Annotated in this window: 29 protein-coding genes and 1 pseudogene; 15 read left to right on the forward strand and 15 right to left on the reverse strand. The window is 60.1% G+C overall.

What is annotated here, in order from left to right:
- Positions 1–113: 113 nt before the first annotated feature.
- The 4 genes from ACSQ9D_RS13285 to ACSQ9D_RS13300 are packed head-to-tail and all read right to left on the reverse strand — an operon-like array spanning position 114 to position 3,733.
- Positions 114–980 (reverse strand): efflux RND transporter periplasmic adaptor subunit, encoded by an 867-nt coding sequence (locus tag ACSQ9D_RS13285; protein WP_436282614.1) that lies wholly within the window; start codon positions 978–980, stop codon positions 114–116.
- Positions 977–1,186: a DUF1656 domain-containing protein gene (locus tag ACSQ9D_RS13290; protein WP_037118468.1), complete on the reverse strand. Its 210-nt coding sequence runs from the start codon at positions 1,184–1,186 to the stop codon at positions 977–979. The genes ACSQ9D_RS13285 and ACSQ9D_RS13290 overlap by 4 nt, the downstream gene beginning before the upstream one ends.
- Entirely contained in the window at positions 1,183–3,276 is a 2,094-nt protein-coding gene (locus tag ACSQ9D_RS13295) for an FUSC family protein (RefSeq protein WP_436282615.1), read from the reverse strand. The genes ACSQ9D_RS13290 and ACSQ9D_RS13295 overlap by 4 nt, the downstream gene beginning before the upstream one ends.
- Positions 3,266–3,733: a MarR family winged helix-turn-helix transcriptional regulator gene (locus ACSQ9D_RS13300; RefSeq protein WP_436282616.1), complete on the reverse strand. Its 468-nt coding sequence runs from the start codon at positions 3,731–3,733 to the stop codon at positions 3,266–3,268. The genes ACSQ9D_RS13295 and ACSQ9D_RS13300 overlap by 11 nt, the downstream gene beginning before the upstream one ends.
- Before the next feature lie 218 nt (positions 3,734–3,951).
- On the opposite strand from ACSQ9D_RS13300, the gene ACSQ9D_RS13305 reads away from it, so the two are divergent.
- On the forward strand, positions 3,952–5,370 hold the full coding sequence (locus ACSQ9D_RS13305) for an efflux transporter outer membrane subunit (protein ID WP_436282617.1): 1,419 nt from the start codon (positions 3,952–3,954) through the stop codon (positions 5,368–5,370).
- Between the two features lie 233 nt (positions 5,371–5,603).
- Entirely contained in the window at positions 5,604–6,662 is a 1,059-nt protein-coding gene (gene hisC, locus ACSQ9D_RS13310; protein ID WP_436282618.1) for a histidinol-phosphate transaminase, read from the forward strand.
- A gap of 449 nt (positions 6,663–7,111) precedes the next feature.
- On the opposite strand, the gene ACSQ9D_RS13315 is transcribed toward hisC, so the two are convergent.
- From ACSQ9D_RS13315 to ACSQ9D_RS13325, 3 genes are all read right to left on the reverse strand, one after another.
- Positions 7,112–7,954: an aspartyl/asparaginyl beta-hydroxylase domain-containing protein gene (locus ACSQ9D_RS13315; RefSeq protein WP_436282619.1), complete on the reverse strand. Its 843-nt coding sequence runs from the start codon at positions 7,952–7,954 to the stop codon at positions 7,112–7,114.
- A gap of 162 nt (positions 7,955–8,116) precedes the next feature.
- The gene (locus tag ACSQ9D_RS13320) at positions 8,117–8,458 is read right to left on the reverse strand and encodes an SMR family transporter (RefSeq protein WP_368515446.1); all 342 of its coding nucleotides are present in this window, start codon (positions 8,456–8,458) and stop codon (positions 8,117–8,119) included.
- A 14-nt stretch (positions 8,459–8,472) separates the two neighbouring features.
- Positions 8,473–9,033, reverse strand: coding sequence for a TetR/AcrR family transcriptional regulator (locus tag ACSQ9D_RS13325; protein ID WP_436283833.1), 561 nt, complete (start codon positions 9,031–9,033; stop codon positions 8,473–8,475).
- Positions 9,034–9,179: 146 nt separating this feature from the next.
- Between ACSQ9D_RS13325 and ACSQ9D_RS13330 the strand changes: the two genes are divergently transcribed.
- Positions 9,180–9,569, forward strand: coding sequence for a group II truncated hemoglobin (locus tag ACSQ9D_RS13330; RefSeq protein ID WP_436282620.1), 390 nt, complete (start codon positions 9,180–9,182; stop codon positions 9,567–9,569).
- Between the two features lie 8 nt (positions 9,570–9,577).
- A complete protein-coding gene (locus tag ACSQ9D_RS13335) occupies positions 9,578–9,946 on the forward strand; it encodes a DUF423 domain-containing protein (RefSeq protein WP_037124269.1) in 369 nt (122 codons plus the stop codon).
- 4 nt (positions 9,947–9,950) lie between these two features.
- On the opposite strand, the pseudogene ACSQ9D_RS13340 reads toward ACSQ9D_RS13335, so the two are convergent.
- From ACSQ9D_RS13340 to ACSQ9D_RS13365, 6 genes and pseudogenes are all read right to left on the reverse strand, one after another.
- A pseudogene (locus tag ACSQ9D_RS13340) lies at positions 9,951–10,316 on the reverse strand (bleomycin resistance protein).
- On the reverse strand, positions 10,317–10,631 hold the full coding sequence (locus ACSQ9D_RS13345; protein ID WP_436282621.1) for an antibiotic biosynthesis monooxygenase family protein: 315 nt from the start codon (positions 10,629–10,631) through the stop codon (positions 10,317–10,319).
- A 10-nt stretch (positions 10,632–10,641) separates the two neighbouring features.
- Positions 10,642–10,911, reverse strand: a complete 270-nt coding sequence (locus ACSQ9D_RS13350) for a hypothetical protein (protein ID WP_436282622.1) — start codon at positions 10,909–10,911, stop codon at positions 10,642–10,644.
- Entirely contained in the window at positions 10,908–11,315 is a 408-nt protein-coding gene (locus tag ACSQ9D_RS13355) for a DUF2325 domain-containing protein (RefSeq protein ID WP_037124262.1), read from the reverse strand. The genes ACSQ9D_RS13350 and ACSQ9D_RS13355 overlap by 4 nt, the downstream gene beginning before the upstream one ends.
- 112 nt (positions 11,316–11,427) lie before the next feature.
- On the reverse strand, positions 11,428–12,714 hold the full coding sequence (locus tag ACSQ9D_RS13360; RefSeq protein WP_436282623.1) for a TonB family protein: 1,287 nt from the start codon (positions 12,712–12,714) through the stop codon (positions 11,428–11,430).
- A gap of 59 nt (positions 12,715–12,773) precedes the next feature.
- Positions 12,774–13,217: a hypothetical protein gene (locus ACSQ9D_RS13365; RefSeq protein WP_436283834.1), complete on the reverse strand. Its 444-nt coding sequence runs from the start codon at positions 13,215–13,217 to the stop codon at positions 12,774–12,776.
- Between the two features lie 138 nt (positions 13,218–13,355).
- On the opposite strand from ACSQ9D_RS13365, the gene hemP reads away from it, so the two are divergent.
- From hemP to ACSQ9D_RS13400, 7 genes are all read left to right on the forward strand, one after another.
- Positions 13,356–13,538 (forward strand): hemin uptake protein HemP, encoded by a 183-nt coding sequence (hemP, locus tag ACSQ9D_RS13370; protein ID WP_037124258.1) that lies wholly within the window; start codon positions 13,356–13,358, stop codon positions 13,536–13,538.
- A gap of 9 nt (positions 13,539–13,547) precedes the next feature.
- On the forward strand, positions 13,548–14,600 hold the full coding sequence (locus ACSQ9D_RS13375) for a hemin-degrading factor (protein WP_436282624.1): 1,053 nt from the start codon (positions 13,548–13,550) through the stop codon (positions 14,598–14,600).
- 13 nt (positions 14,601–14,613) lie between these two features.
- Complete coding sequence (locus ACSQ9D_RS13380) at positions 14,614–15,504, forward strand: heme/hemin ABC transporter substrate-binding protein (RefSeq protein WP_436282625.1); 891 nt, start codon at positions 14,614–14,616, stop codon at positions 15,502–15,504.
- Positions 15,505–15,506: 2 nt separating this feature from the next.
- Positions 15,507–16,619: a FecCD family ABC transporter permease gene (locus tag ACSQ9D_RS13385; protein ID WP_436282626.1), complete on the forward strand. Its 1,113-nt coding sequence runs from the start codon at positions 15,507–15,509 to the stop codon at positions 16,617–16,619.
- A gap of 10 nt (positions 16,620–16,629) precedes the next feature.
- On the forward strand, positions 16,630–17,421 hold the full coding sequence (locus ACSQ9D_RS13390) for a heme ABC transporter ATP-binding protein (RefSeq protein WP_436282627.1): 792 nt from the start codon (positions 16,630–16,632) through the stop codon (positions 17,419–17,421).
- Between the two features lie 141 nt (positions 17,422–17,562).
- Complete coding sequence (locus ACSQ9D_RS13395) at positions 17,563–17,922, forward strand: DUF883 family protein (RefSeq protein WP_436282628.1); 360 nt, start codon at positions 17,563–17,565, stop codon at positions 17,920–17,922.
- Positions 17,923–17,931: 9 nt separating this feature from the next.
- On the forward strand, positions 17,932–18,336 hold the full coding sequence (locus ACSQ9D_RS13400; protein ID WP_037124245.1) for a hypothetical protein: 405 nt from the start codon (positions 17,932–17,934) through the stop codon (positions 18,334–18,336).
- Between the two features lie 72 nt (positions 18,337–18,408).
- On the opposite strand, the gene ACSQ9D_RS13405 is transcribed toward ACSQ9D_RS13400, so the two are convergent.
- On the reverse strand, positions 18,409–18,963 hold the full coding sequence (locus ACSQ9D_RS13405; RefSeq protein WP_016554882.1) for an RNA polymerase sigma factor: 555 nt from the start codon (positions 18,961–18,963) through the stop codon (positions 18,409–18,411).
- Positions 18,964–18,972: 9 nt separating this feature from the next.
- Complete coding sequence (locus tag ACSQ9D_RS13410) at positions 18,973–19,134, reverse strand: NepR family anti-sigma factor (RefSeq protein WP_224566993.1); 162 nt, start codon at positions 19,132–19,134, stop codon at positions 18,973–18,975.
- Positions 19,135–19,432: 298 nt separating this feature from the next.
- On the opposite strand from ACSQ9D_RS13410, the gene ACSQ9D_RS13415 reads away from it, so the two are divergent.
- The 4 genes from ACSQ9D_RS13415 (at position 19,433) to preA (ending at position 24,486) form a co-directional block, all read left to right on the forward strand.
- Positions 19,433–20,227, forward strand: a complete 795-nt coding sequence (locus tag ACSQ9D_RS13415; protein WP_037124241.1) for a response regulator — start codon at positions 19,433–19,435, stop codon at positions 20,225–20,227.
- A 195-nt stretch (positions 20,228–20,422) separates the two neighbouring features.
- On the forward strand, positions 20,423–21,430 hold the full coding sequence (locus ACSQ9D_RS13420; protein WP_436283835.1) for a sensor histidine kinase: 1,008 nt from the start codon (positions 20,423–20,425) through the stop codon (positions 21,428–21,430).
- A gap of 365 nt (positions 21,431–21,795) precedes the next feature.
- Complete coding sequence (locus ACSQ9D_RS13425) at positions 21,796–23,157, forward strand: NAD(P)-dependent oxidoreductase (RefSeq protein WP_436282629.1); 1,362 nt, start codon at positions 21,796–21,798, stop codon at positions 23,155–23,157.
- 15 nt (positions 23,158–23,172) lie between these two features.
- Complete coding sequence (gene preA / locus ACSQ9D_RS13430; RefSeq protein WP_037124236.1) at positions 23,173–24,486, forward strand: NAD-dependent dihydropyrimidine dehydrogenase subunit PreA; 1,314 nt, start codon at positions 23,173–23,175, stop codon at positions 24,484–24,486.
- Positions 24,487–24,509: the final 23 nt, after the last annotated feature.

Raw genomic sequence — 24,509 nt, forward strand, 5'->3', positions numbered from 1 at the left:
TTTCTTTTTCTGGGGCCGAGCGGCTTTCCCGCGTCGGATCTCTGTTGTCATCGGTGGGACGCCCAGACCGGTGACTTTGCAGTTTGCGAAGGCGGCTCTTGGAGCCGCCTCGATCAATTGACGATGGTGACGCTTGCCGTACGACCGGCGACGAGGGCCGTGTCGTCGGGCAGCGCATCGAGCGCCACACGTACCGGCACGCGCTGAGCCAGGCGAACCCAGGTGAAGGTCGGGGTAACGTTGGCGAGCTGGGCGCTGGTATCGCTTCGCTCCCGGTCCTCGATGCCGCCGGCGACGCCGTCGACATGCCCCTTGAGAGGCGTCTTGCTGCCCATCAGATAGACGAGCGCGGGATCACCGATCTTGATGCGGTCCAACTTATTCTCTTCGAAATAGCCCGCTACGTAATAGGAATCGCTGTCGATCAACGCGGTAACAGCGGTGCCAGCCGCTACATAGTTGCCCGGCTTCATGGAGAAGTTGGTCAGCACACCATTGACCGGCGCACGCACCACTGAGCGGTCCAGATTGAGCTGTGCGGTGTCGCGGCTGATGACGGCTTGGTTATAGGCGGCTTCGTCCTGTTGGACGGTTGTTTCGGCCTGCTGGACCTTCTGCCGCGTCACGGAGCTCTCGCCGAGTTTGCGATAGAGCTCGAGATCGCTTCTTGCCATATCGAGCGCCGCCTTGCTGCTCTGCATCTGCGTTTCGGCCTGACGCAGGGCGAGGGTAAAGCGCGCCTGGTCGATGCGGAAGATCACATCGCCCTTGCGGACGGGCTGATTGTCCTTTGTATCCACTTCACTGACGATCCCGGAGACATCGGCAGCGAGCCGTACGACGTCGGCGCGGACCTTGCCGTCCCGCGTCCAGGGCGCGTCCATGTAGTAGTCCCACAAATGCCAGCCGAGCACTCCGGCCAGGGCAACGAAGGCGCCGGTGAGCAGGAAACGACCGGAATGAGCGAGAAGCGATTTCATAATGACACCTTGTTCAAAGACAGCGCGATGGCGCCAAGCAGGCAGAAATACATGGCCGTATCGAAGAGCGGCCGATGCCAGACCAGTCGATAGAAACCGACGGAAGCCAGCAACCGCCGCAGGATGGCATTGAGGAGATAGGCTGCGAATGCGATTGCACCGAGCGTCGGGATGAAGACACCGTAAATATCGATATCAGGCCTCATGCGGCATGTTCCTTTGCGGTTCTTCCTCCCCCGCCAGCGGCAGCGATCTGAGGGAGGCAGGCTGCATCAGGGTAGAGGGTGTATCTGAGTGCGGTCATGGAGCGGCGTGCGCCTTCGATCGCCGAAGACCTGCCGGCCTCGACCAATGCCGCGAGCGACTGGTCCAAGGTTTTGAGCAGGTTTTCGTCGGGTTGCGCATCGCGGCTCTTCTGCTTGCGCTGATAGTGAGCTGCGATGCCCGACAACACGTTCTCGATCGGCTCGCGTTTGTCGCGCGACACCAACTGCTTGTGGCGTTGCAGATCCAGGGTGTTGAGGCCGTTGCGCAGGTCCCGCAGGATATCGGTCTGTGCGATCGCGGACTCGGCCGGGATCATCGCGAGACGCGGCGCGACGAGGCCGAGGCGATCGACCATCCGGTAAAGCAACTTGGTGAAATCGACCTCCTCGGGACGACGTGCGGCGGCAACGATGTCGGTCCAGCCGGAGCGCAGCAGGCGGTAGGCCGTCCATTCAGCGCCTACCGAGCGAACGAGAACTGTCGTTCCGCAGGCAATCACCATTCCGATGATCATTGCCGCATTCGAATTGACGAAAGAGGCAAGATCCAGGTTCATGCGGTCCTGCAGCGTCAGCATGTTCGGCAGATTCACGCAAAAGCCCATGCCGTAAAGAGCGAGAGACGGCCTGGTCATCAGAAGCCCCGCCGGCACGAGCATCAACCCGAGTGCGGCAGCGAGTTCGACATAGCTGTGGATCAAGGGCATCAGGCCGTACTCGAAGACGAAAGCGGCAATAACCGTCACGATCGCGACGTTGACGAATTTGATCATCATCGGCGCAGGATCATCCATCGACGAAAAGATGCAGCAGAGCACACCGGCCATCATCGCAGCCGCGCTGCCCTGAGGCCAGCCGGTACAGATCCAGAGGGCCGTCGCAATGAACGTCGCCAACATCACGGACAGGCCCGAGTGAATGGCCATGCCGTAGTCCTTGTGAATTGGTGCGCGATCGAAGGACGTGCCGAACCGGCGCCAACGAAGATCGTGATGGGACCCCGATTCGATATCCTGGCGGAGGCTGAGACAGTCTCCCCATATCTGCACGAGATCGCGGATGCGGGCGGTGAAGTTATGAGCAAGCAGCCCGTTCCACTCCTGTTGTTGGCGCCCCTCCTCCTCGGCCTTCGCCATCAGGGCAAGGAACTGCTGCCGCTTGTCCTCGGCAAGAGGCGCACCGCTTTCAAGCAGTGCCGTGGCTTCGCTTACCAGTGCAGTAATGGCAGGCGTGAATTTGCCCGCCGTTGCCTTCTCGAGCGCGTGCAGCACGTCGGCCAAACCCGAAACAATCGGCAGCATCGCGACCATGCGCTGCTGCAATATTCTGGTGCGACCGACGATATCGCGCAGCGCCGAAGTGTCATAAGCGACGTGGGTGGTAAAGCTGTGGAGATCGACCGCATCGGCAGCGAGCCGGCGGGCAGCGGCCAGAAGCGAGGGATCACGTCCCCTGCCGTTCAGCGTACCGATCGCGAGTTCGGCGCCGTCGCGCAGCCACGCATTGATGCGAGCAGCCAGAACCGGCCCGGCGTGCCTGGGAAAGAAAATGCGATTGACGACCGCCGCACAGATGATGCCGAGCGCGATTTCCTCGACGCGGGCAGTTGCATAGGTAAAGGCCGTATCCGGGTTTGCGACAATCGGGAAGCCGGTCAGAGCGGTCGTATACCCCGCGAGCATGAAACTGTAGCTGCGCGGTGTCCGGTCGAGCAGACTGATGCCAAGGCAAAAGGCCATCCACAGCGCGATCGCGAGCGTCAGCAGTTCCGGCGAATTGACGAGGTTCGGGATCAGGATCACCGTAACCGTTCCGCCGAGCGCGGTACCGATCAGGCGATAGAGCGCCTTCGACGTGCTGGCACCCGACAGGGGATGGGCAACGATGTAAACCGTGCCCACCGCCCAATAGGGATTCGTCAGGTCGAAGCAAAGCGCAATGCCAAGCGCGAGCATCGCCGCCGCGAACGTCTTGATGGAAAAAACGACGTCTCCCAGGCTGGGATCGATCGTGTTCTTGCTACTCGTCATTTTCCTGTATTCCGGATAACGCCGCGGTCTTCGCCGCGATGGCGCGCAGGACCTTGAGGGCGGCCTCGACCTGTTCAGGATCAAGGTCTCCGAGGATCTGTGCTCGCAGCTCCGCCGCACAGCTCTCGGCGCGCTCGGCGACCGCTGTGCCTCCTGAGGTAAGTTGCACCAGCTTGATGCGCCGGTCCGCCTCATCTGGAACCCGGCAGATCAAGCCGTCATTTTCCAAACTGTCGAGAACGCGCACGAGGGTCGGCCCTTCCACACCGACCCTTTCGGCCAGAACACCCTGCGGTACCAGGTCGCCATGTCGAAGCAGCGCTATCAAGGGTGCAGCGCTCGCGTCAGACAGGCTGTGCTCGGTCAGGACGACGTTCAAAGCCCGGCGCCACCCGCGCCCACAGATCATAAGCAAGGGTGCGAACTCGGCCCACGTTTGTTTCAGATTCGTTGTCATGAAATTAGATAACATCCTATCGATTAGAATACAATGATATTATTCGACGTAGCGATGATTGTGGATAGCGGACCGTGTTCGTCGCCCGTCGCCTCCCGGTTCGTCATCATGGGTGCTTTCCTTTAGGACTGTCGTTAAAGGGTATTGAGGAAGTTAAAAATTAACCATAGGCGGTAATAGTTTCTTAGAGAATCGCCGAGCATCCCGTTGGAGACCCTATGCGCCGATATGCAATCCTTGCCGCACTGTCTGTTCTGTCAGGCTGTGTGAGTGGCCCGGACCATGTTCCCCCGGAGATGCCGCTTCCGGCGAAGTTCAGCGAGGGCGGGGCCAAGAACATCGGCGACGTGTCGACGGCGGCCTGGTGGACGGCCTATCGCGACACCCGGCTGAACGGTCTGGTGGTTGAGGGCTTAAACGAGAACCTCTCGGTTCAGCAGGCGCTGGAGCGCATCAATGCGGCTGCCGGCGGCGTCACCGTGGCCGGGGCCGGCTCGCTGCCGAGCCTGGTGGTCGGCGCCAGCCAGACCACCAGCGGCAGCATGGGCGAGCGCCGCACGGCGAGCGGCGCCACCAACATCAGCGGCGGCGAGGCCAACGTCTCCTGGCTGCTCGACCTGTTCGGCCAGTACCGTCGCTCGAAGGAAAGCGCCCAGGCGAGCCTCGATGCCGCCTATTCCAGCGCCGACGTCGCCAAGCTCACCTATCTGCAGGATCTGGTGAACTCCTACATCGACCTGCGCTTCTTCCAGGAGCGCCTGGCGCTGTCGCGCGCCAACCTGAAGTCGCGCCAGGAAACCTACCAGCTGACCCAGTTCCAGCTCGAAGCCGGTGCGGCCTCGCGCCTCGACGTCGTCCAGGCCGAAGGTCTGGTGCAGTCGACGCAGGCCGAAATCCCCGGCCTGGAGACCAATATCCGCGTCGCCGCCCACCACATCGCCACGCTGCTCGGCCAGCCGGCCGGCTCGCTGCTCGGCGAGCTGTTGAAGGGCGCGCCGCAGCCGATCTTCCGCGGCGGCATCGCCTCCGGCATCCCGGCCGACCTGATCCGCAACCGACCCGACATTCGCGTTGCCGAGCGCAATCTGGCGGCGGCCACCGCCAATATCGGCGTCGCCATCTCGCAGCTCTACCCGACGATCACCCTGTCGGGCTCGATCTCGCCGACCTATGTCAAGCCGGCCGGCTTCTCCGGCGGCAGCCTGACCACCTGGTCGTTCGGCCCGACCCTGACGCTGCCGATCTTCGACGGCGGTCGCCTGCGCGCCAATGTCGACATCGCCAAGTCCGATGCCAAGACGCAGTATCTGGCCTGGAAGCAGACGGTGCTGAGTGCTGTCGAAGAGGTCGAGAACGCCCTGTCGGCGGTGCGCCGCGACGCCCAGACGGTGGAAGCGCTGCGCGCCCAGGTGAAGACGACCCAGGAAACCCTGGAACTGTCGACCGCCAGCTACAAGGACGGCGCCTCCTCGCTGCTCGACGTGCTCGATGCGCAGCGCCAGGTATCGCTGGCCCAGGCGAGCCTGGCCGCCGCCATCCAGCAGATGGCCAAGGATTATGTCTCCCTCAACGTCGCCATCGGCGGCGGCTACAATCCGGGCGCACCCAGAACCACCCAGCCGCCAAAGGCGAGCTGAGCAACAGCAGACAATAAGCCCCGCTTCGGCGGGGGCAGCCCCATGTAGAAAACGGACCATCAGCAAGCGCTTGAACCGCTTGCTGATGGTCCGTTTTCGTTGGTGCTATCTGCCGAAGATATCTTCGTGGAGCCGGTTGCCGTCGGACTCCGATTTTGCGACGATGCAAAAATCAGACGTTAAACTGCCGCTTTAATTGGGATATTTGCGACAGTACTAAATTGGAAGTTACAATGAGCCGTTTTTGGAGTCCGCTTGTTCACTCCTTGACCCCCTACGTTGCGGGGGAACAACCGACAATGAGCGGGTTGGTCAAATTAAACACCAATGAAAATCCTTACGGCACATCGCCACGCGCCCTCGTAGCGATCGCAGAGGCAGCAAACGATACTCTCCGGCTCTATCCGGACCCGACAGCCCTGCGACTGCGCGAGGTGATCGCTGCGCGCTATGGCCGTGATCCGGATGAAGTGTTCGTTGGAAACGGCTCGGACGAGGTTCTGGCACATACGTTCCATGCCCTTCTCAACCATGAAGAGCCGCTGCTTTTTCCAGACATAACCTACAGCTTCTATCCAACGTACTGCCGCCTGTACGGAATACATTTTTGTCGAATTCCTCTCGATGAAAACATGCAGGTTCGAATTGAGGACTACCGGCAATCTTGCGGAGCAATCATCCTGCCGAATCCCAATGCACCAACAGGCATTGCGCGACCGCTCCGTGAAATAGAAACCTTGATCCGGCAACATCCCGATCAAGTGATCGTTATTGACGAGGCATATGTGGATTTCGGCGGTGAAAGCGCCATCCCGCTCGTAAAAGAATATCCGAACCTTCTTGTTGTTCAGACCTTCTCAAAATCGCGGGGCCTCGCCGGGCTACGCGTTGGCTTTGCCGTTGGACAACGGCCGCTGATTGAAGCACTGGAAAGGGTCAAGGATAGTTTCAACTCCTATCCGCTAGACAGGCTCGCTTTGGCCGGAGCAATTGCGTCTTGGGAAGATGTAGATTGGTTTCAGCAATACCGCGATTTGATTGTGGCGAGCCGGGAGCGCCTAACCATGGCTCTCCAAATGCTTGGTTTTGACGTCCTCACATCATCCGCCAATTTTCTATTTGCTCGACATCCCGAAAAATCCGGTGCGGACTTGGCTGCGGGACTGCGGGACAAAGCAATCTTGGTCCGGCATTTCCCCATGGAACGCATAGAAAACTATCTTCGCATAAGCATTGGGACAGACGCTGAGTGCGATCAACTCGTGGCAGCTTTCAGAGAAATACTGACGTAATTCATGTTCGGAAATTAGCGGAATTCCTAAGAAACACTCAGCCGGGCGCAACCGGTGAAGTGTCGTCGTGAGGAAACCCCATTCGAGTGCGAAAGCATTCTTTAACGAAAACGGCACATATTAGCAGTGCTGGAAGTACCATATTAGTGCATGCGCGGCCGCCGTTTTCTTTTTTGATGCAACCAAGGCGGCCGCGTCTCAACCGACCTCACGCACTTAACCATACCCGCAGCAGACAATTATGTGATGTACCTGGCAACGAAGCCGAAGCGCAGGCTGGTGGCAGCCAACAGCAACTGACCGGTGTCGCTGTCGTCCCGGACAAGCCGAATACGCGTGTGCGGTCATCAAAACAGCCACATCAACGTGGACTTGAGATGCATCGTGGCATGAGGCTCCGACCGATCCCAGAAAAGTGGCCTTGCCTCTTTTCGTTCTGCGATCGGCGTTCAATTCTGCGGTCTGTTTCTGAAGGCTTCCGCTTCCGCGTAGAATTTCTTTTCCCATTCCTTGTGGTTTTCCAGCCCCTCACGAATGAAGGGCGTGAACACGGCGAGGTTCATCAGCACCCAATTGACGAGGCTGGCCGGGAACTTCAAAGGCTTCACGAAGTCGACAAAGAGCACCACGCGCGTCTGGTCGGTGTGGTTCCAGGCCTCGTGCTCATAAGCATCATCAAAGATCAGGACTTTGCCTTCCTGCCAGTGGCAGATCTGGTCCTTCACCCGGATAGCAAGCTTGTCCGGTGGTTCCGGTACGATTATGCCGAGATGCAGGCGAAGCACGCCATTGTAAGGTCCGCGATGCGCCGGCAGGTGCTTGCCGGGCTCGAAGATCGAGAACATGGCGGTTTTCAATCCCGGTATCTTTTGCACCGCCTCCCAGGTTTGCGGGCACGCCTTGATGTTCTGTTCCGACGTCACACCGAACCCGACGAGGAAGAATGTCTTCCAGCCGCTATCACTGGAAATCGTCTTCACGTCAGTCGAGATGTCCTGAAATGTCGGCAGTTCGCTCTGTCGCACGAGCACACGGTCCAGTTCGGACCGGATCTGCGGCCACGCCTTCTCTACTTCGCCGGCCCAGGGGAACGTCGCGGTATCATAGACGGGCGGATTGCCGAGCTCGGCATATCTGAAGTTCAGCTTTTCCGCCCATGCGACGATACCCATGAAGAAGCGCGTGATCGCGCTCGGCCGATCCATCGGCGCGATGCCGGCAGTGTTAAAGGATTGGCCCTTGGTTGCGGATGGATTTTCAGAAAGGCCTGCGTCAGCGGTACCGTCGGTCATGGGTTGTCCAATGCGTAGAATGGGCCGTGAAAAGTTCAAGAAGATATGGATATGGCGCCATTTTTCACAAGCCCGCGCGGCGGCGGTCAAATGTCGCGACCACATCCGGGGGATCGCAGCCGGTCAAGGTGGCTAGCCAGATGAGCCCGGATGCGGGCGAGATCAATGGGAGACGGATTTTGAAAAAAGGTTGACCACCAGCACGCCGGCGATGATCAGCCCCAGCCCGATGATCGCCGGCGCATCGAGCCGCTGCTTGAAATAGATGAGGCCGACAGCGGAAATCAGCACGATGCCGAGCGCGCTCCAGATTGCATAGGCGATGCCGACGGGAATAACCTTCAGCGTTATCGACAGGCAATAGAATGCGGCAGCGTAGCAGGTGACAAGAACAACCGTCGGCCCGACGCGGGTGAACTGCTGCGACAATTGCAGCGCCGTCGTGCCAATGACCTCCAGCGCGATCGCAGCAAAGAGCAGCGCGTAGACGACAGCGGGAGCCATGGCGGGGTCCTACTCTACTTGTTGGTGAATTCGACGAGACGGGCAATCAGCGCATGCCGATCGCCGCCGTTGTCATGGCTGCCGAGCATGTCGGCAAGCCAGAGGCCGTCAGCCGCAAACCGAACGATCTGCGCATCGACGGACGAATCCGTACCGACGTATTCCTCCGTCCGCTCCTGCACCCACGCGCGCCAGCGATGCCGAAGCCGTGGCTCAGCAAGCAACGCGACCGTGACCTGAGCCCAATGGGCCGCCTCGTCGGGACTCTCCCTGAGATCGGCGACGGCATGCAGATAGGCCCGGCTGAAACGGCCGTGCGGCACCGGGTCTTCACGCATGCGCTCATTGATATCAGCGTCAAAACGGTCCAGGAGGCTTTCGAAAAGCGCATCCAGCAGCGCATTCTTCGTCGGGAAGTGGTGCAACAGCCCGCCCTTGCTGACCCCTGAAGCGCCGGACACGGCATCCAGTGTCAGAGCAGCCATACCTTGCTCCATCGTCAAGCGAGCGGCCACATCCAGCAACTGCTGGCGCACAATGAGAGGCTGTTTGCGGCGATGATGAGCGAGTGACATATCGACAAAAGATACCGTCCAGACGGTTTTGTCAAGATATTTGTCACCGGCAGACTGACGGCGGGCGAATTGCCGCGTACTGATCCAGGCGGTTGCGGTCGTCTTCATCGCAGTGCATTAAGAGTTGGATTTCGAGGAATGGAACCGTGACGGAAAAAGTCATTACGCTTTACGAGGCAATGGGCGGCGGCGCGGCCGTGCATGCGCTGACGCACCGCTTCTATGAGCTGATGGATACGCTGCCGGAGGCCCGCCATGTCCGCGCCGTCCATCCGCCATCACTGGAAGGCAGCGAGGAGAAATTCTACGAATACCTGACAGGGTATCTCGGCGGCCCGCCGCTCCACACCGATAAGCGCGGCCATCCACGCCTCAGGAGCCGGCATTTCGTTGCCGAGATCGGTCCCGTGGAACGCGACGAATGGCTGCTCTGCTTTCGCCGCGCGCTTGAAGAAACCATCGCCAATCCGAAGCTGCGCGAGATCATCCTGCCGCCCATCGAACGGCTCGCATATCACATGCAGAACAAGGAATAGGAACAGCCATGACGCTGAACGCGCGTATTGCGCCGCTACTTTATCTGTTTGCAGGCCTGTTCGGCTTTGCCGGCGTGGCGCTGGCGGCTGCCGCAGCGCACGGCGGCGGCGACGCACATCTCGTCGCTTCGGCTTCGGCAATGTGCCTGGCGCACGGCCCTGCCCTGCTTGCTCTTGCCATCGGCGCCGAGAAGCTAAGGACCGCATGGCTTGCCGGCATACTGATCGGCGCTGGCACACTTCTGTTTGCCGGCGATCTCGTCGCATTGCGCTATGCGGGTTCAGGTTTGTTTCCGATGGCCGCACCCACGGGCGGAGTTGCCATGATGTTCGGCTGGTTGGCGGTCGCAGTTGGCGCCTTCATCCGTCGAGGCTGATCGATCAGCTGACGGGTATGCGCCCAAACCGAGAGCAGATTGCCATGCGGGTCATTGATATGGAATTCTTCCATACCCCAAGGCCGTCGCTCAAGCGGGGTCAGACGCGCCACGCGCTTCACTTGATATTCCGCATGCAGCGCGGCAATTCGACCGCCACGCAGATAGACGGACGTCGCCTCGCATAGCGCTCGGTCGCGCGCCAGCCAGAAATGTCCATCTCGTCGCGACGCAGGATCAGATAGTCTGGAGACTGGTGGAGGATCCGGTCGAAGCCAAGATCGTCACGATAAAAGGCCAGCGTTTCTTCGAGATTAAGCGATGGCAGCACCGGCAGGACTTCGACACGATCCGGGTCCGGCTCGGCCATTCAGATGCCGGCCACGACGTTGAAGCCTTCGAAAACCGGCGGCCCTTTGTACATCGCCTTGCGTTCACCGGCACTGCGATGGGCGGCGCGAAAGTTTTCGGACTTCGTCCAGTTCACGAAGTCCTCCTCGCTCTGCCAGAGGGTATGCGAGGAAAACAGCGTGTAATCCTCCTCCGTATTCGTCCTGCCCCGCAGCAGGCGGAACTCGACGAAGCCGGGAACCTGAGAGAGGCTGGAATCGCGATTGCGCCAGACATTCTCGAAGTCGGCCTCCGATCCCATCGCAACCTTGAAGCGGTTCATCGCAATATACATGGAAGGATCCTTACCCTTTGCCTTTCACGCCAGCGCGCGCAGGCGCGAAGGCCACGACATTATTGCCGTTTGCAGCCTCCAAACCAAGCGGCTTTTCAAGCTGCTGCCCGGGCATCCGTGCCTCCCAGAGCGGAAACTCCGACACGTTGGGATAGTCTCTACGCCGCTCGGCATTGCGCAGCAGCAGATCGTAAAGCTCCGGCACAAGGCCGTCACCTCTTTGAGCGGCAAGCTTGTGCAAGCCGATCATCATGACCCCGTCAGGGCGTTCTTCATTCATCGGGAATTGTCTCGTTCGTTCATCGTCTGCAGCGCACGTTCCAGGCTGGACTTGCTGCCGTTTCGAAGCGGGATGAAAGCCTTGCCGAATTTCTTGCAGCCGGTCTTCACGCGCAGGCAGGCATCGTGGCTGATACAGTCGATCGGGCAAAAGACGCAGTCGACCGAGGGAAGCACGGTATCGATGCGGGAGACCGCTTCGCGCAAACCACCGTCGTGGTGGATCAGCTCTGCCCCAAAGTTGCTTGCGATCTGGCGAAGGTGCGCCACCTGGCAGTCCCGTCCGCCGACATACAGGAAACTGCGTCCATCAAGTTTGGACCGCCCGGACGCTTCCTCAACCGTCTCGATATTCGCATTGACGCGGATCTCGCGGTTGGAACCCTTCTTCGTCTTTCGAGCCATTGCCCACCCGTTCGCTCGTTGATCGTCACACGAACCCTGCGTGTGCGAGCGGACCTTATTAAACTTGATTTTTAGAGTAAAGTATAAAGTTGATTATATCAGTCATATTTTATCAGCGTCCTGTCACCTGAACGTCCTGATTGAAGGACCAGACCGGTTTGCCCCACTCGGTAGGGAGCGGAGGGAACGGTGCCGCTCGGCGAATACCCTCGACAACAGCCTGATCCAGCTCGGGAATACCTGAGCTGCGCGCGATCGAAAGACCGCTCAGATCGCCGCTGGCCCCAATTGTGAGGCGAACGCGGACGCTCATGGACGCGCTCATGCGCTTGTACTGCGACGGCACTCTGACGGAGCGGCGGATTCGCGACTGCACTTTGCCGGGGTAGTTGGCAACGGCTGCGCTCCCCACACCGCCGCTGCTGCCGGAGCCACGCGAATTTTGGTTCGACGTTGCTGTCTCGGCCCCCTCGACGGATCCCTTTTTGGAATCCTGCTTGTTTTCACCGCCGGACCCCGCAGATGGTTTGGCCTTCTTCGGCGGCTCCTTCTTCTCGACCGGCTTCTTGACGGACTTTTCCGCCTTCGGCCTGGGTTCAAGCGTCGGCCTATCCGGTTCCGGAGCGACCGTCGCTGTTTCCGTCGGCTGGACCGGCTTAACCTGCTCTGGCGCCGCCTGGGCAACGGGAGGCGTCTCCGCAGGAACCTCCGGCGGCACCCTCGCCGTCGGCTGCACCACGGATGCCTCGGCAGGCGATAGCGAGGTCAGCACTTCGGGTTCCGCGGCAACGACGTTTTCCGGCGAAACGCGCGTGACCTCTTGCGCCGGCGCAACAGCGACCGGTTCTGTTGGCTCTGTCTGCGTCGGCGTCATCGCAATCGGGGGCACAGTCTGCGTCTGAACGGTCTCGGCCACGATCTGCTCAGGCTGTGGTTCTTCAGTTTTTTCGCCTGCGGCCGCCTGGTCCGCCTCTGAATCGCCAAGGATAATAACACTCACCACCTCGCCGGCCTCTTCGACCGGGTCGTGTGGCGTGACCACGAACCCGACGACCAGGATCGCGATAACAGCCGCATGGCAAGCAAGAGAGCTGAGACAAGCCATCACCACATTCCGCTGATGTGGTCTTGCGCTCTCATCCTTTTCGAGGCTGGCATCCATCGATGGCGCGGCTGCGACGGTGTTGCTCGCAGTTTGCGGATCCTGCGGGAAGGAACCAATCAACGCCAGGCGGGCGTAGTGAATGGAGACCTCGGCAGCCGGCTGGCGTGGCGCATTGCGAAGATCAGACAATTCATGCCCGGGATGCATGCCGGGATTGTTGTCGTTCATTCTGCTGTCGGCGACCGGCTCCTCAACGAGAATGACTCTCGATTTGGATTTTGCTGAAACTGCCATTTGTGCCTGCCTCGGCCAGTTGAAACAGAAAACCGCCGGCTATCCCGCCGGCGAACCACTCAACCCTCGAAAGGAACGGAAACCTGTGAACGGGTGACAAGACCCTTCATGCACGCTCCCGTGGCCGGGCCGTCGCAAACCGGCGCATCGTTGATCAACAGGCGCGTCACGCTCTCGCACTTGACGTTCGGCATGTCGAACTGGCGTACGCGCTTCTTGCCTTGCGGCAGATCGCGGAAGTCCAACACGGTCACTCGGTCGACGGCATTCCTGTCGTTGAAGAAAGCAAGCTCGAAGGAGATCTTGTTGATCGGCGCGGCGAGATTGTTGAGCGCAACGAAGGTCATCATGCAGCCCTTCTGCGAGGGCGCGAGGCCGTTCAGCTCGACCTCAAGGCCTTTCACCGGCGACGCCGCTGCAGCATCCTGAGCAAGAACGTGTGACGCGCTCGCAACCACGATCAGACCGCTCGTCAAAAACGCTGCAATCTTGCTCACTGCCATTCCTTCCATCAGTAGCCTCTAAACTTGACTTTCAAACTCCGCTATTGCGTCATTAAAAAATGATGACTATGAGAGTCAAGATAATTATGGACTTTCCCGGCGTAGGCGCCGCGGATCGAGCGGAAATAACCGACCGAAATGATGGTTGAGAAGCCAGATACCTTTACTCACGCGTCGCTGCAGCGCCAACCAACGGCAGAAATGCGCGTTTTGGAAAGTGCAGACATTTTTCGCGGAGCGACCGAGATCATGATCCGTCACGATGGCGTGGTCTACCGCATGAAAATCACCCGTCAGGGCAAACTCATTCTCAATAAGTAGGGCTAGGACATGACTGAGACCACGAAACCGGCTCCCGCCGACATTCGCGCATTTCGCGCAGAAAATCCGAAGATGCGTGAGCGCGATATCGCGGCTCAGCTTCAGATTTCCGAAGCAGCGCTCGTCGCGGCCGAGGTTGGCATCAGCGCAACCCGCATCGATGGCAGCGCTTTGAAGCTTCTGGAGCGGGTCGCTGAACTCGGCGAAGTCATGGCCCTTTCTCGCAACGAAAGCGCCGTTCACGAGAAGATCGGCGTTTACGAAAACATGACCGCCGGGCCGCACGCCTCGATCGTCCTTGGGGAAAACATCGACTTGCGCATTTTCCCCAATCGCTGGGCGCACGGCTTTGCAGTGTCCAAGAAAGACGGCGAACAGGAGCGTCTCAGCCTGCAATACTTCGACAAGGCCGGAAACGCAGTTCACAAGGTACATCTTCGCCCGAACTCGAATGTCGAGGCTTATCACGCCATCGTCCGTGATCTGAAGCTTGAGGATCAGTCTAACGAATTCGTCGCCGATCCGACACCCTCGTCGATGGACGAGAGCGGCGAGGTCACGCGCGAGGAGCTACGCCAGCACTGGAGCAAGCTCACCGACACGCACGAGTTCTTTGGGATGCTGCGCAAGCTGAAGATCGGTCGCCAGGTCGCCGTCCGCACTGTCGGCGACGACTATGCCTGGCAGCTCGACAACACGGCGACGGCAGAGATGATGCACGCTTCGGTCAAGGCAGGCCTGCCGGTCATGTGCTTCGTGGCCAACAGCGGAATCGTCCAGATCCATTCCGGCCCGATCTTCAACGTGCAGCCGATGGGTCCGTGGATCAACGTTCTCGATCCGACCTTCCACTTGCACCTTCGGCAGGATCACATTGCCGAGACCTGGGCCGTGCGCAAGCCGACAAAGGACGGCCATGTGACCTCGCTCGAGGCCTACAATGGCGATGGCGAAATGATCATCCAGTTCTTCGGCAAGCGCAAGGAAGGCAGCGATGAGCGCGACGATTGGCGCTCCATCATGGAAAACCTGCCGCGCACAGGAACAAGCGTCGCGGCTTGAGAAGGGGTTGAAGATGCGTAAGGAACCGCGCCACAAGCGGCTTTGGGCACTGGCGTTTTCGGCGGCGGCTATTGTGCTGTCGCTGGCTCCCGTCCCGGATTGCCTGGCGGCCGAGAAACTGGATACGACGCGCCTCGTATCGGTCGGCGGCGACGTCACCGAGATCGTCTACGCGCTGGGTGAGCAGGATCGGCTGATCGCCCGCGACACGACGAGCATGTATCCCGAAGCGGCGATGAAGCTGCCCGACGTCGGCTACATGCGTGCCCTGTCGCCGGAAGGCATCCTTGCGATGAACCCGACGGCCATCATCGCCATCGAAGGATCCGGACCTCCGGAAGCACTGAATGTTCTAAAGAGCGCCAGCGTTCCCTTCGAGACCGTCCCGAATGCCTATACGCGTGAGGGCATCCTCACGAAGATCGACCGCGTCGGCGAACTCCTTGGGAAGCCGGACAAGGCAAAGGCATTGGAGGAAAAGGTCGGCGCAGACCTCGACGCGGCGATTACCGACGCCAAGAAGCGGCCCGAAAGCGAGCGCAAGCGTGTCCTCTTTATCCTCAGCATGCAGGGCGGCAAGATCATGGCATCCGGTACCGGCACTGCTGCCGACGGCATCATCAAACTTTCGGGCTCCGTCAATGCCGTGGGCAATTTCCAAGGCTACAAGCCGCTGACCGACGAAGCGATCGTGGAAGCAAAGCCCGACGTCATTTTGATGATGAACCGCGGCGATGGTTCGGGTACTGGGGATGAAGACCTTCTCAAGCAGCCCGCACTGGCCCTGACACCTGCAGCACAGAACAAGGCGATCATCCGCATGGACGGCCTGCACCTGCTCGGGTTCGGCCCCCGCACTGCGGGCGCCGTGCGTGAGTTGAACGCGGCGATCTACGGGAGCTGATGATGGCTCTGCAGGACACCATGGGACAGAAGCGTGCGATGTTTTCGCTGACAGGTCTGCGGGAGCTTCACAGGACGGGCGATCGCAGCCGCCTCGCCCTGCTGGCGATCGTTCTGCTTGCGGTCGGCTCCGTCCTGTCCCTGTTGTTTTCGGTGACAACGGGCGCTTCCAACGCCTCGTTCCTCGATGCCATTGCCTACGTGGCCGGCTCAGATGATGCGCTGAACGCGCGCGATCGGATCATCATCTTTGATATCCGCATGCCTCGCGCGATCCTGGGTTTCCTGGTCGGTGGCTCGCTTGCCGTCTCGGGCGCCATCATGCAGGGCCTGTTCCGCAATCCGCTTGCCGATCCTGGACTTGTCGGCGTGTCCTCAGGGGCAGGTCTCGGCGCAGTGGTGATCATCGTGCTCGCCGGCACCTTTGCCGCACCGCTCTACACGCTGCTCGGCATCTACGCACTGCCGATTGCAGCCTTCTGCGGCGGCCTCGCCAGCACGTGGCTGCTCTACCGGATCGCAACTGGGTACGGCCAGACCTCGGTTGCCACGATGCTGCTTGCCGGCATCGCGCTCGGCTCGCTTGCTGGTGCGCTCACCGGGCTGCTGATCTACATGGCCAATGATCAGCAATTGCGAGACCTCACGTTCTGGGGGATGGGATCACTTGCCGGAGCGACATGGGCAAAGATTGCCGCCGCCGCGCCAATCATTCTTCTCTCCTTTGCCGCGATACCGTTCATGGCCCGGGGCCTGAACGCCATCACGCTCGGCGAAGCGACGGCTTTTCACATGGGCGTCCCCGTCCAGCGGCTGAAGAATATCGCCATCGTCAGCGTTGCCGCTGCAACGGGTGCTTCGGTCGCGGTTAGCGGAGGCATCGGCTTCGTCGGCATTGTGGTTCCGCATGTGCTGCGAATGTCGATCGGCCCCGATCACCGCTTCCTGCTGCCAGCCTCCGCCCTTCTCGGCGGCTCGTTGCTGATTTTCGCCGACGTCCTTGCAAGGACGATCGTCCCACCGGCCGAACTGCCGATCGGCATCATTACGGCGGCCGTCGGCGGCCCGTTCTTCCTCTGGATTCTGTTGCGGCATCGCGCACGCCTTGCCCTTTGAGTATCGAGCAATGATCGAAGCAACCGGCATTTCCGTACGCCTTTCCGGCAAGACCATCGTTCGCCAGGTCGGCTTCACCGCACCGGCCGGTCAGCTGACGGCGATTGCCGGCCCGAACGGTTCAGGCAAGACGACCACGATGAAAGCCGTCTCGGGCGAACTCCCCTACGCGGGCACCATTCGCCTCAATGGGCAGGATGTCAGCGCGCTGCAGCCATGGCAGCTGGCGACGATGCGTGGCGTGCTGCCGCAGGTAAGCACCATCTCCTTCCCGTTCACGGTGCGCGAAGTGGTTCGGATGGGTTTGGCCACTGGCGTCAATCGCAACCCTGATAAAGCGGAGCAGACTGCCGCGAATGCGCTGGCCGCCGTCGACCTCAATGGCTTCGAAGGACGCTTCTATCAGGAGCTTTCGGGCGGTGAGCAGCAGCGCGTGCAACTCGCCCGCGTTCTCTGCCAGATCGCCGAGCCGGTCATCGACGGAAAGCCGTGCTGGCTCCTGCTCGACGAGCCGGTATCCAGCCTCGACATCAGCCATCAGCTGACCATCATGACATTGGCACGCAAATTCTGCGAAGCCGGCGGCGGCGTCATCGCCGTCATGCACGACCTCAACCTGACTGCGCTCTTCGCCGACCAGATCATCCTCATGAAGTCCGGCCAATTGGCTGCGGCTGGTGGCGTCCGCGACGTGCTGACCGATGAGACCATGGAGTCCGTCTTTGGCTGTGCCCTGCGGATCAATCAGGTTCCAGCAGACGGCACACCCTTCGTGCTTGCTCATAGTGCAGTTCAGACCTGATACAATCCAGCGTAGCGGAACTTTTGAGGGGCGGCCGCGTTAAGCAATTGATGATGTGGGTCATTGCCGGGCGACAATCTTCATGCAAACTTCGGCGGCGGCCCTGTGTTGAACCAGGCCGCGTCAGAGCGCGCCTTACCGATGGAGAAAATCGTGGTCTCTTCGCTCCTCCACCCCATCCGCAGCCGGCGCAATGGCGGCACGCTTCACAACATTGAATCCACCATCGAAGAGCAGATCGAAACTCTTCGCGATGAGATCGCGGCGCTGACGAAGATCGCTGGAAAGCAGTCGCGCAAGTCGGGTGATCGACTTCGCTATCAGGCGGCAACCAGCTACGACGATCTACTCTCCCGCAGCGAGGACCTGATCCACGAATTGCAGGAGGGCTACCTTCGCAGCGCCCATGAAGTGCGAAACACGGTACGCCGGCACCCTGTAGCCACCATCGGGGCGGCGGCAGCCTTCGGGCTTGTCCTCGCCCTGCTTGCCCGCCGTTAAGGAGACGAGATGCTCTTCCCGCTCCTCAGCCTGCTGGTAGGCACGAGTGTTCACCGAACCGTTGCGCGGACGAAGCGCAACGGTATTTTCGTGGCGATTGCCGTCGTCCTCCTGTTGACCGCCTATACACTCGCGGTCGTTGCCGGCGCGATATGGCTCTCCGGCATTTATGGGCCGATAGGCGCGGCGCTATTCCTGGCTGCCGCAGCACTGCTGATCGCGATCGTCGTCCTCGTTATCATGATGGTGATCAATGCGCAGGAGGCGCGCCGTGCGGCCGAGCGCAGACAGGCGCTGGAATCGCTTGCGGCCGTCGGTATAGGCCTCATCCGCGCCCAGCCGTTGCTGACGGCGGGTGTTCTCGCAGCCGTGGTCGCGGCCAACCTCATGGGCTCCAAGCGCAACGACGACTGACACTCCATCGTTCACCCGACCAAAAAGGGCCGGCGCCGTCAGGCAGCCGGCCTTTCTGTCTAGCTGGGCAGGTCAGAAGGCGAAGGCTTTGGAAGTCAGCGGCGAGGATGTTGCATCCGGCCCGAAATCGGCCTCGCCGGAAATCTGAAGCAGTTCCTGGAGACGCTGGCGGGCGCGATTGACGCGGCTCTTGATCGTGCCGACGGCACATCCGCAGATTTCTGCGGCTTCTTCGTAGGAGAACCCCGATGCGCCGACCAGAATGATCGCTTCGCGCTGGTCCGGGGGCAACTGATCGAGCGCCTTCTTGAAATCCTGAAGATCGAGCGCCCCGTACTGCGACGGGTGCATCGCCATCGACTCGGTGAACAGGCCATCGCTATCCTGGATTTCGCGTCCGCTCTTGCGCATCTGGCTGTAAAGCTCGTTGCGCAGGATCGTAAAGAGCCAGGCCTTCATGTTGGTGCCCATCTCGAAATGATCCTGCTTTGCCCAGGCCTTCATGATCGTGTCCTGAACAAGATCGTCGGCCCGGTCATGCCGGCCAATCAGCGAGATGGCAAATGCTCGCAGACTGGGTAGCGACGCAAGGAGCTCGCGCTTGAAGCTTGGTTGCTGCTTTTCCATGGAGCCACCTTACTTCGCGGCCTTGGCCGAAGCGACCAGCTCAGCCTGGTCAAGCTTCTCGAGCAAATCGAGAAAGCGCTCCGGAATCGCCTCGTCCTGCACGGCAGCATAAAGCGATCGTAACTTCACCCCGATCTGGCTGTTCGGGTCGAGGATATCGCTTGCGCGCATTTCCAGCCGCTGCCGATCTTTTTCATTCTTTCGCGTCGTCATCAATCGTCACTTTACTCGTTATCCGCCGGTTCTGCCACGTCGTCTTGGTTAAGTTCGTCTTAACTATATCAGCCGCTTGGGCCGGCTGATTGGCGAACATCCCGACGCGTGTCATGAACAAATGCGATGAGCCCTCTGTTTGTAGGCACGATAATGCTGCTGGGAAAAAAAAGTTCCTACATGTCAGGAACATTTTTACAGTCCGTCGCGTTTTAATCGCCATTGAGGCCGCTCACCGGCCTGTTGGGAGCTTTAAATGACACTTTCGACTCGAATTGCGCCGCACCTTCCTTATCTGCGTCGTTATTCCCGCGCGCTTACCGGAACGCAAACGTCGGGCGACGCGTATGTAGCCGCCGTACTCGAGGCGATCATTACCGATATATCCATTTTCCCGGATACCGCGGATGACCGCGTTGCATTGTACAAACTTTTCACCACGCTGTTTGGTTCCGTCACAGTCCAGATACCTGAACCTGCCTCGCCTTACGCGTGGGAGCAGCGCGCAACGCTGAACCTCGCCAAGGTTTCGCCGCGCGCGCGCCAGGCTTTTATCCTCGCCTCCGTCGAGAACTTTCGGGTTGGAGAGATTGCCGAGATCCTGGGCGTGGAAGAGGACGAAGTGGTCAGCCTGCTCGACAACGCATCGCGCGAAATCTCTCGCCAGGTTGCCACCGACGTCATGATCATCGAGGACGAGCCGCTGATCGCGATGGACATCGAACAAATGGTGGAAAGCCTCGGCCACCGCGTGACCGGCATCGCCCGTACTCATGCCGAAGCGGTTGCGCTTTATAACAGGACCCGGCCGGGCATGGTTCTGGCAGATATCCAGCTTGCCGACGGCAGCTCCGGCATCGATGCGGTCAACGACATTCTCAAGACTGCGAGCGTGCCGGTGATCTTCATCACCGCCTTTCCGGAGCGACTGCTGACGGGCGAACGGCCGGAGCCGACGTTCCTGGTCACGAAGCCGTTCAATCCGGACATGGTCAAGGCATTGATCAGTCAGGCACTTTTCTTCAACCAATCCACCAAGGCCGCCGCCTGAGAAAATGGCGACTTGAGGAACAAAGGGAACGGGAATGCGTTTCGGTGAATCTGGAACGCTTTTCCGGCCTTAAAGTTTTTTTTTAGCGCTTTCTTCTAGGATTAGCTTCCCGATCAATGGGCACCCTCCTCCGCCGTGAGGAAAGATCAAAATGGGAAAGGCGACTAGGTGAACAGGAATGAACCAGTGCCCGGCATGCCCTTCGCGCTGGAAGGCAGAGTGGTTCTACTGCAGCGCGCGCTCGCAAGTGCCGGGATTTCAGTGATCTACCAAGATCCTGGCCTGTCGATCATCTATGCCGATAACCTTCCTGCGTATTTTCAGCCGCTTGCAATACCTGGTGGAACTGACGCAGATGTCTTCGGCGAGACACATGGGCGCAAGCTGGAGAAGCTGAAGCAGCAGGTCTTCGAAACGGGCAAGCAGACGACAACCGAGGTCGACATTTCGATCGACGGGGAAATCTGCACGTACGAACTGAAGATCCAGCGCGCTGGCACCGATCACGCCATGGGCATCCTTTCCGTCATATCCGAGGTGACGGAGGCGCGGCATCGCGAAAAAGTGCTGAAGTCCCTTCTTCGCGAACTATCGCACCGCTCGAAGAACCTTCTGGCCATTATTCAGGGCATCGCCACACAAACGGCCCGCAACACCATCTCGCTGGATAGCTTCTTGGTGAAATTCCGCGGGCGATTGCAATCGCTGTCGAATTCGCAGGACTTGATTACCGACTCCAGTTGGCGCGGTGCCTTCCTGTTCGAACTCGCTGAAAAGCAGTTCGCCCCCTATTGGCCTGAGACCGCAGGGCCGCTGCCGATCGCCGGGATAAACGTCCACCTGACACCCAATGCCGCCGTGCATGTCGGCCTGGCGCTGCACGAATTGATCGTCAATTCGGCTTCCTATGGAGCGATCGCCGGCAGCAAACCTGCTGTCACCTTGAGCTGCCACGAAGTGGCCTCTGCCGGGCGAAAGGCAATCGAGGTTTCATGGGCGGAGACGCTGTGCGATCCGACAGAGATTCATGAATTCAGCGAAAACAGCTTCGGCAAGACGGTGCTCGAACGCGTCGTCCCCTCCTCGGTTAACGGCAAGGCCGAACTCACGCTGGTACCAGGCCGGATCGAATATCATCTGGTCATCCCTGACGCCGAGTTCGAGATTCTCCGGCGTCCTCCTCGACAGGCAGCCCTGCGCTAAACGAAGAACAGCCAGTGCGAGGGCGGCGCACCGGCTGTTCTTTCACTCACCGGGAGGGGACCGTGAGTACGTCCGAACGATGGGTTGGGGGCGCGCATGTTGGGTCGATGCGGTCATCGTTCGGATACCGCAGTAACGGGCAAGTATCCGAATGGTTCCCCGAACGGACGAGAAAAAATCGATTTCTTCATTTTTTATTTGCAGCACGCGGCCAAGGGTGGACGGCGCTCCGAAACCAGCAAAAATAGCCGTATTAAAACAATATGATAGACGGCATACATCGCAAAAATTTTACCGTTTGATAAATTTTTGAAGCTGAGTTACGCTTCCCTCACTGGCCGTTTACCAATAATGAGGGAACTTCAATGGAACGACTGGGAACTGGGATTCGTGCAGGCCGGCTTTCGCCCGCCGAGTACGAATCGAATTTCTCCGATCTTCATCCGCGCCTCGACAAGCACGAGGCGCTGGTGGCAGCCGACCGCTGTTATTTCTGCTACGACGCGCCGTGCATGACGGCCTGTCCCACCTCCATCGACATTCCGCTCTTCATCCGACAGATCGCCACCGGCAATCCGCTTGGATCGGCCAAGACGATCTTCGACCAGAATATTCTAGGCGGCATGTGCGCTCGCGTCTGTCCCACCGAAGACTTGTGCGAGCAGGCCTGCGTGCGCAACACGGCAGAAGAGCGGCCCGTCGAAATCGGCCGCCTGCAGCGCTACGCCACCGACACGGCCATGCAGGCAGACAAGCAGTTTTACAGCCGCCCCGCTCTGACCGGAAAGAAGATTGCCGTCGTCGGCGCAGGCCCGGCAGGTCTTGCCGCTGCCCATCGCCTCGCCGTGAAGGGCCATGACGTCGTCATCTACGACGCAAGGCCCAAGTCTGGCGGCCTTAACGAATACGGCATCGCCACCTACAAGACAGTCGACGACTTCGCGCAGCAGGAAGTGGACTACGTTCTGGCGATCGGCGGCATTGAAGTGCGCCACGACCAGCAACTTGGCCGTGATTTCTCCCTCGCAGATCTGCAATCGCAATATGACGCCGTTTTCGTCGGCATCGGCCTTGCCGGTGTCAACGCGCTACGTGTCGAAGGCGAAAATCTACCCGGCGTGGATGATGCCGTCGACTTCATCGCCAGCCTGCGCCAGGCCGCCAGCAAGGGCGATATCGCGATCGGCCGCCGCGTCGTCGTTCTCGGCGGCGGCATGACGGCAATCGATGCCGCCGTGCAGGCCAAGCTGCTCGGCGCAGAGGAAGTGACGATCTGTTATCGCCGCGGCAAGGAACATATGAACGCCTCGCAGTTCGAGCAGGATCTCGCCACCTCCAAGGGCGTCATCATCCGCCATTGGCTGGCGCCGAAGTCCATTCTCGCACAGGACGGCAAGGTCGCCGCGATCGAGGTGGAATATACCAAGCTCGTCGATGGTCGCCTGTCGACAACCGGCGAGACCGGCGTCATTGCCGCCGACCAGATCTTCAAGGCGATCGGCCAGACCTTCGATGCCTCCGGCCTCGGCGCGCTGCGCATGGAGTCCGGACGCATCGCCATCGATGCGCAAGGCAAGACTTCGTTGGACGGCGTCTGGGCCGGCGGCGATTGCGTCTTCGGTGGTGACGATCTCACCGTCTCGGCCGTCGCGCAGGGCCGCGATGCCGCTGAATCCATCAACCGCGTGCTTGCTGCCGGTGCGCAGCCCGCCGTTGCCGTCGCTTGAAGGGGAGAATGAACAATGGCTGATCTCCGCAATAATTTCGTCGGCATCAAGTCGCCCAACCCGTTCTGGCTGGCCTCCGCACCGCCGACCGACAAGGCCTACAATGTCGAGCGCGCGTTCAAGGCCGGATGGGGCGGCGTCGTGTGGAAGACGCTCGGCGAGGAAGGCCCGCCGGTCGTCAATGTCAACGGCCCGCGCTACGGCGCGATCTGGGGCGCCGACCGCCGCCTGCTGGGCTTGAACAATATCGAGCTCATCACCGATCGCGACCTCTACACCAACCTGCGCGAAATGAAGCAGGTGAAAATGAACTGGCCGGACCGGGCGCTGATCGCCTCGATCATGGTCCCGTGCGAGGAAAACGCCTGGAAATCGATCCTGCCGCTGGTCGAGGAAACCGGCGCCGATGGCATCGAGCTCAACTTCGGCTGTCCGCACGGCATGTCCGAGCGCGGCATGGGCTCCGCGGTCGGACAGGTGCCGGAATACATCGAAATGGTCGTGCGCTGGTGCAAGCAGTACACGCGCATGCCGGTGATCACCAAGCTGACGCCCAACATCACTGACATCCGCAAGCCGGCGCGCGCTGCCAAGGCCGGCGGAACCGACGCGGTCTCGCTGATCAATACGATCAACTCGATCACCGCGGTCAACCTCGACACCTTCTCGCCGGAGCCGTCCATTGACGGACGTGGCAGCCACGGCGGTTACTGCGGCCCGGCGGTCAAGCCGATCGCGCTCAACATGGTGGCCGAGATCGCCCGCGATCCGGAAACCTACGGCCTGCCGATCTCGGGCATTGGCGGCGTAACGACCTGGCGCGATGCGGCCGAGTTCCTGGCGCTCGGCGCCGGCAACGTGCAGGTCTGCACGGCGGCGATGACCTACGGCTTCAAGATCGTGCAGGAGATGATCACGGGTCTGTCCGACTGGATGGACGCCAAGGGCCACCGCAATCTCGACGATATCACCGGCCGCGCAGTGCCTAATGTCTCCGACTGGCAGTATCTCAACCTCAACTACATCGCCAAGGCGAAGATCGATCAGGATGCCTGCATCAAGTGCGGCCGCTGTCACATCGCCTGCGAAGATACCTCGCACCAGGCCATTACCCAGTTCGTCAATGGCGTGCGCCACTTCGAGGTGATGGAAGACGAATGCGTTGGCTGCAATCTCTGCGTCAACGTCTGCCCGGTCGAGAACTGCATCACCATGGAGCAGCTCCCCGCCGGCGACCTCGACAAGCGCACCGGTAAGATCGTCGATCCGAACTACGCCAACTGGACGACCCATCCGAACAACCCGATGGCCCGCCAGGCCGCGGAGTAATCGACTTGCAACGCCGCAGCGGA

The organism is Rhizobium sp. LjRoot258 (genome assembly GCF_964254185.1).
In the GTDB taxonomy this organism is placed as follows: domain Bacteria; phylum Pseudomonadota; class Alphaproteobacteria; order Rhizobiales; family Rhizobiaceae; genus Rhizobium.

Coding starts and splice junctions, on each gene's coding strand:
- ACSQ9D_RS13285 (WP_436282614.1), bottom strand. CDS start 980: ATGAAATCGCTTCTCGCTCATTCCGGTCGTTTCCTGCTCACCGGCGCC.
- ACSQ9D_RS13290 (WP_037118468.1), bottom strand. CDS start 1,186: ATGAGGCCTGATATCGATATTTACGGTGTCTTCATCCCGACGCTCGGT.
- ACSQ9D_RS13295 (WP_436282615.1), bottom strand. CDS start 3,276: ATGACGAGTAGCAAGAACACGATCGATCCCAGCCTGGGAGACGTCGTT.
- ACSQ9D_RS13300 (WP_436282616.1), bottom strand. CDS start 3,733: ATGACAACGAATCTGAAACAAACGTGGGCCGAGTTCGCACCCTTGCTT.
- ACSQ9D_RS13305 (WP_436282617.1), top strand. CDS start 3,952: ATGCGCCGATATGCAATCCTTGCCGCACTGTCTGTTCTGTCAGGCTGT.
- hisC (WP_436282618.1), top strand. CDS start 5,604: ATGAGCCGTTTTTGGAGTCCGCTTGTTCACTCCTTGACCCCCTACGTT.
- ACSQ9D_RS13315 (WP_436282619.1), bottom strand. CDS start 7,954: ATGACCGACGGTACCGCTGACGCAGGCCTTTCTGAAAATCCATCCGCA.
- ACSQ9D_RS13320 (WP_368515446.1), bottom strand. CDS start 8,458: ATGGCTCCCGCTGTCGTCTACGCGCTGCTCTTTGCTGCGATCGCGCTG.
- ACSQ9D_RS13325 (WP_436283833.1), bottom strand. CDS start 9,033: ATGTCACTCGCTCATCATCGCCGCAAACAGCCTCTCATTGTGCGCCAG.
- ACSQ9D_RS13335 (WP_037124269.1), top strand. CDS start 9,578: ATGACGCTGAACGCGCGTATTGCGCCGCTACTTTATCTGTTTGCAGGC.
- ACSQ9D_RS13345 (WP_436282621.1), bottom strand. CDS start 10,631: ATGTATATTGCGATGAACCGCTTCAAGGTTGCGATGGGATCGGAGGCC.
- ACSQ9D_RS13350 (WP_436282622.1), bottom strand. CDS start 10,911: ATGAATGAAGAACGCCCTGACGGGGTCATGATGATCGGCTTGCACAAG.
- ACSQ9D_RS13355 (WP_037124262.1), bottom strand. CDS start 11,315: ATGGCTCGAAAGACGAAGAAGGGTTCCAACCGCGAGATCCGCGTCAAT.
- ACSQ9D_RS13360 (WP_436282623.1), bottom strand. CDS start 12,714: ATGGCAGTTTCAGCAAAATCCAAATCGAGAGTCATTCTCGTTGAGGAG.
- ACSQ9D_RS13365 (WP_436283834.1), bottom strand. CDS start 13,217: ATGGCAGTGAGCAAGATTGCAGCGTTTTTGACGAGCGGTCTGATCGTG.
- hemP (WP_037124258.1), top strand. CDS start 13,356: ATGATGGTTGAGAAGCCAGATACCTTTACTCACGCGTCGCTGCAGCGC.
- ACSQ9D_RS13375 (WP_436282624.1), top strand. CDS start 13,548: ATGACTGAGACCACGAAACCGGCTCCCGCCGACATTCGCGCATTTCGC.
- ACSQ9D_RS13380 (WP_436282625.1), top strand. CDS start 14,614: ATGCGTAAGGAACCGCGCCACAAGCGGCTTTGGGCACTGGCGTTTTCG.
- ACSQ9D_RS13385 (WP_436282626.1), top strand. CDS start 15,507: ATGGCTCTGCAGGACACCATGGGACAGAAGCGTGCGATGTTTTCGCTG.
- ACSQ9D_RS13390 (WP_436282627.1), top strand. CDS start 16,630: ATGATCGAAGCAACCGGCATTTCCGTACGCCTTTCCGGCAAGACCATC.
- ACSQ9D_RS13395 (WP_436282628.1), top strand. CDS start 17,563: ATGGAGAAAATCGTGGTCTCTTCGCTCCTCCACCCCATCCGCAGCCGG.
- ACSQ9D_RS13400 (WP_037124245.1), top strand. CDS start 17,932: ATGCTCTTCCCGCTCCTCAGCCTGCTGGTAGGCACGAGTGTTCACCGA.
- ACSQ9D_RS13405 (WP_016554882.1), bottom strand. CDS start 18,963: ATGGAAAAGCAGCAACCAAGCTTCAAGCGCGAGCTCCTTGCGTCGCTA.
- ACSQ9D_RS13410 (WP_224566993.1), bottom strand. CDS start 19,134: ATGCGCGCAAGCGATATCCTCGACCCGAACAGCCAGATCGGGGTGAAG.
- ACSQ9D_RS13415 (WP_037124241.1), top strand. CDS start 19,433: ATGACACTTTCGACTCGAATTGCGCCGCACCTTCCTTATCTGCGTCGT.
- ACSQ9D_RS13420 (WP_436283835.1), top strand. CDS start 20,423: ATGCCCTTCGCGCTGGAAGGCAGAGTGGTTCTACTGCAGCGCGCGCTC.
- ACSQ9D_RS13425 (WP_436282629.1), top strand. CDS start 21,796: ATGGAACGACTGGGAACTGGGATTCGTGCAGGCCGGCTTTCGCCCGCC.
- preA (WP_037124236.1), top strand. CDS start 23,173: ATGGCTGATCTCCGCAATAATTTCGTCGGCATCAAGTCGCCCAACCCG.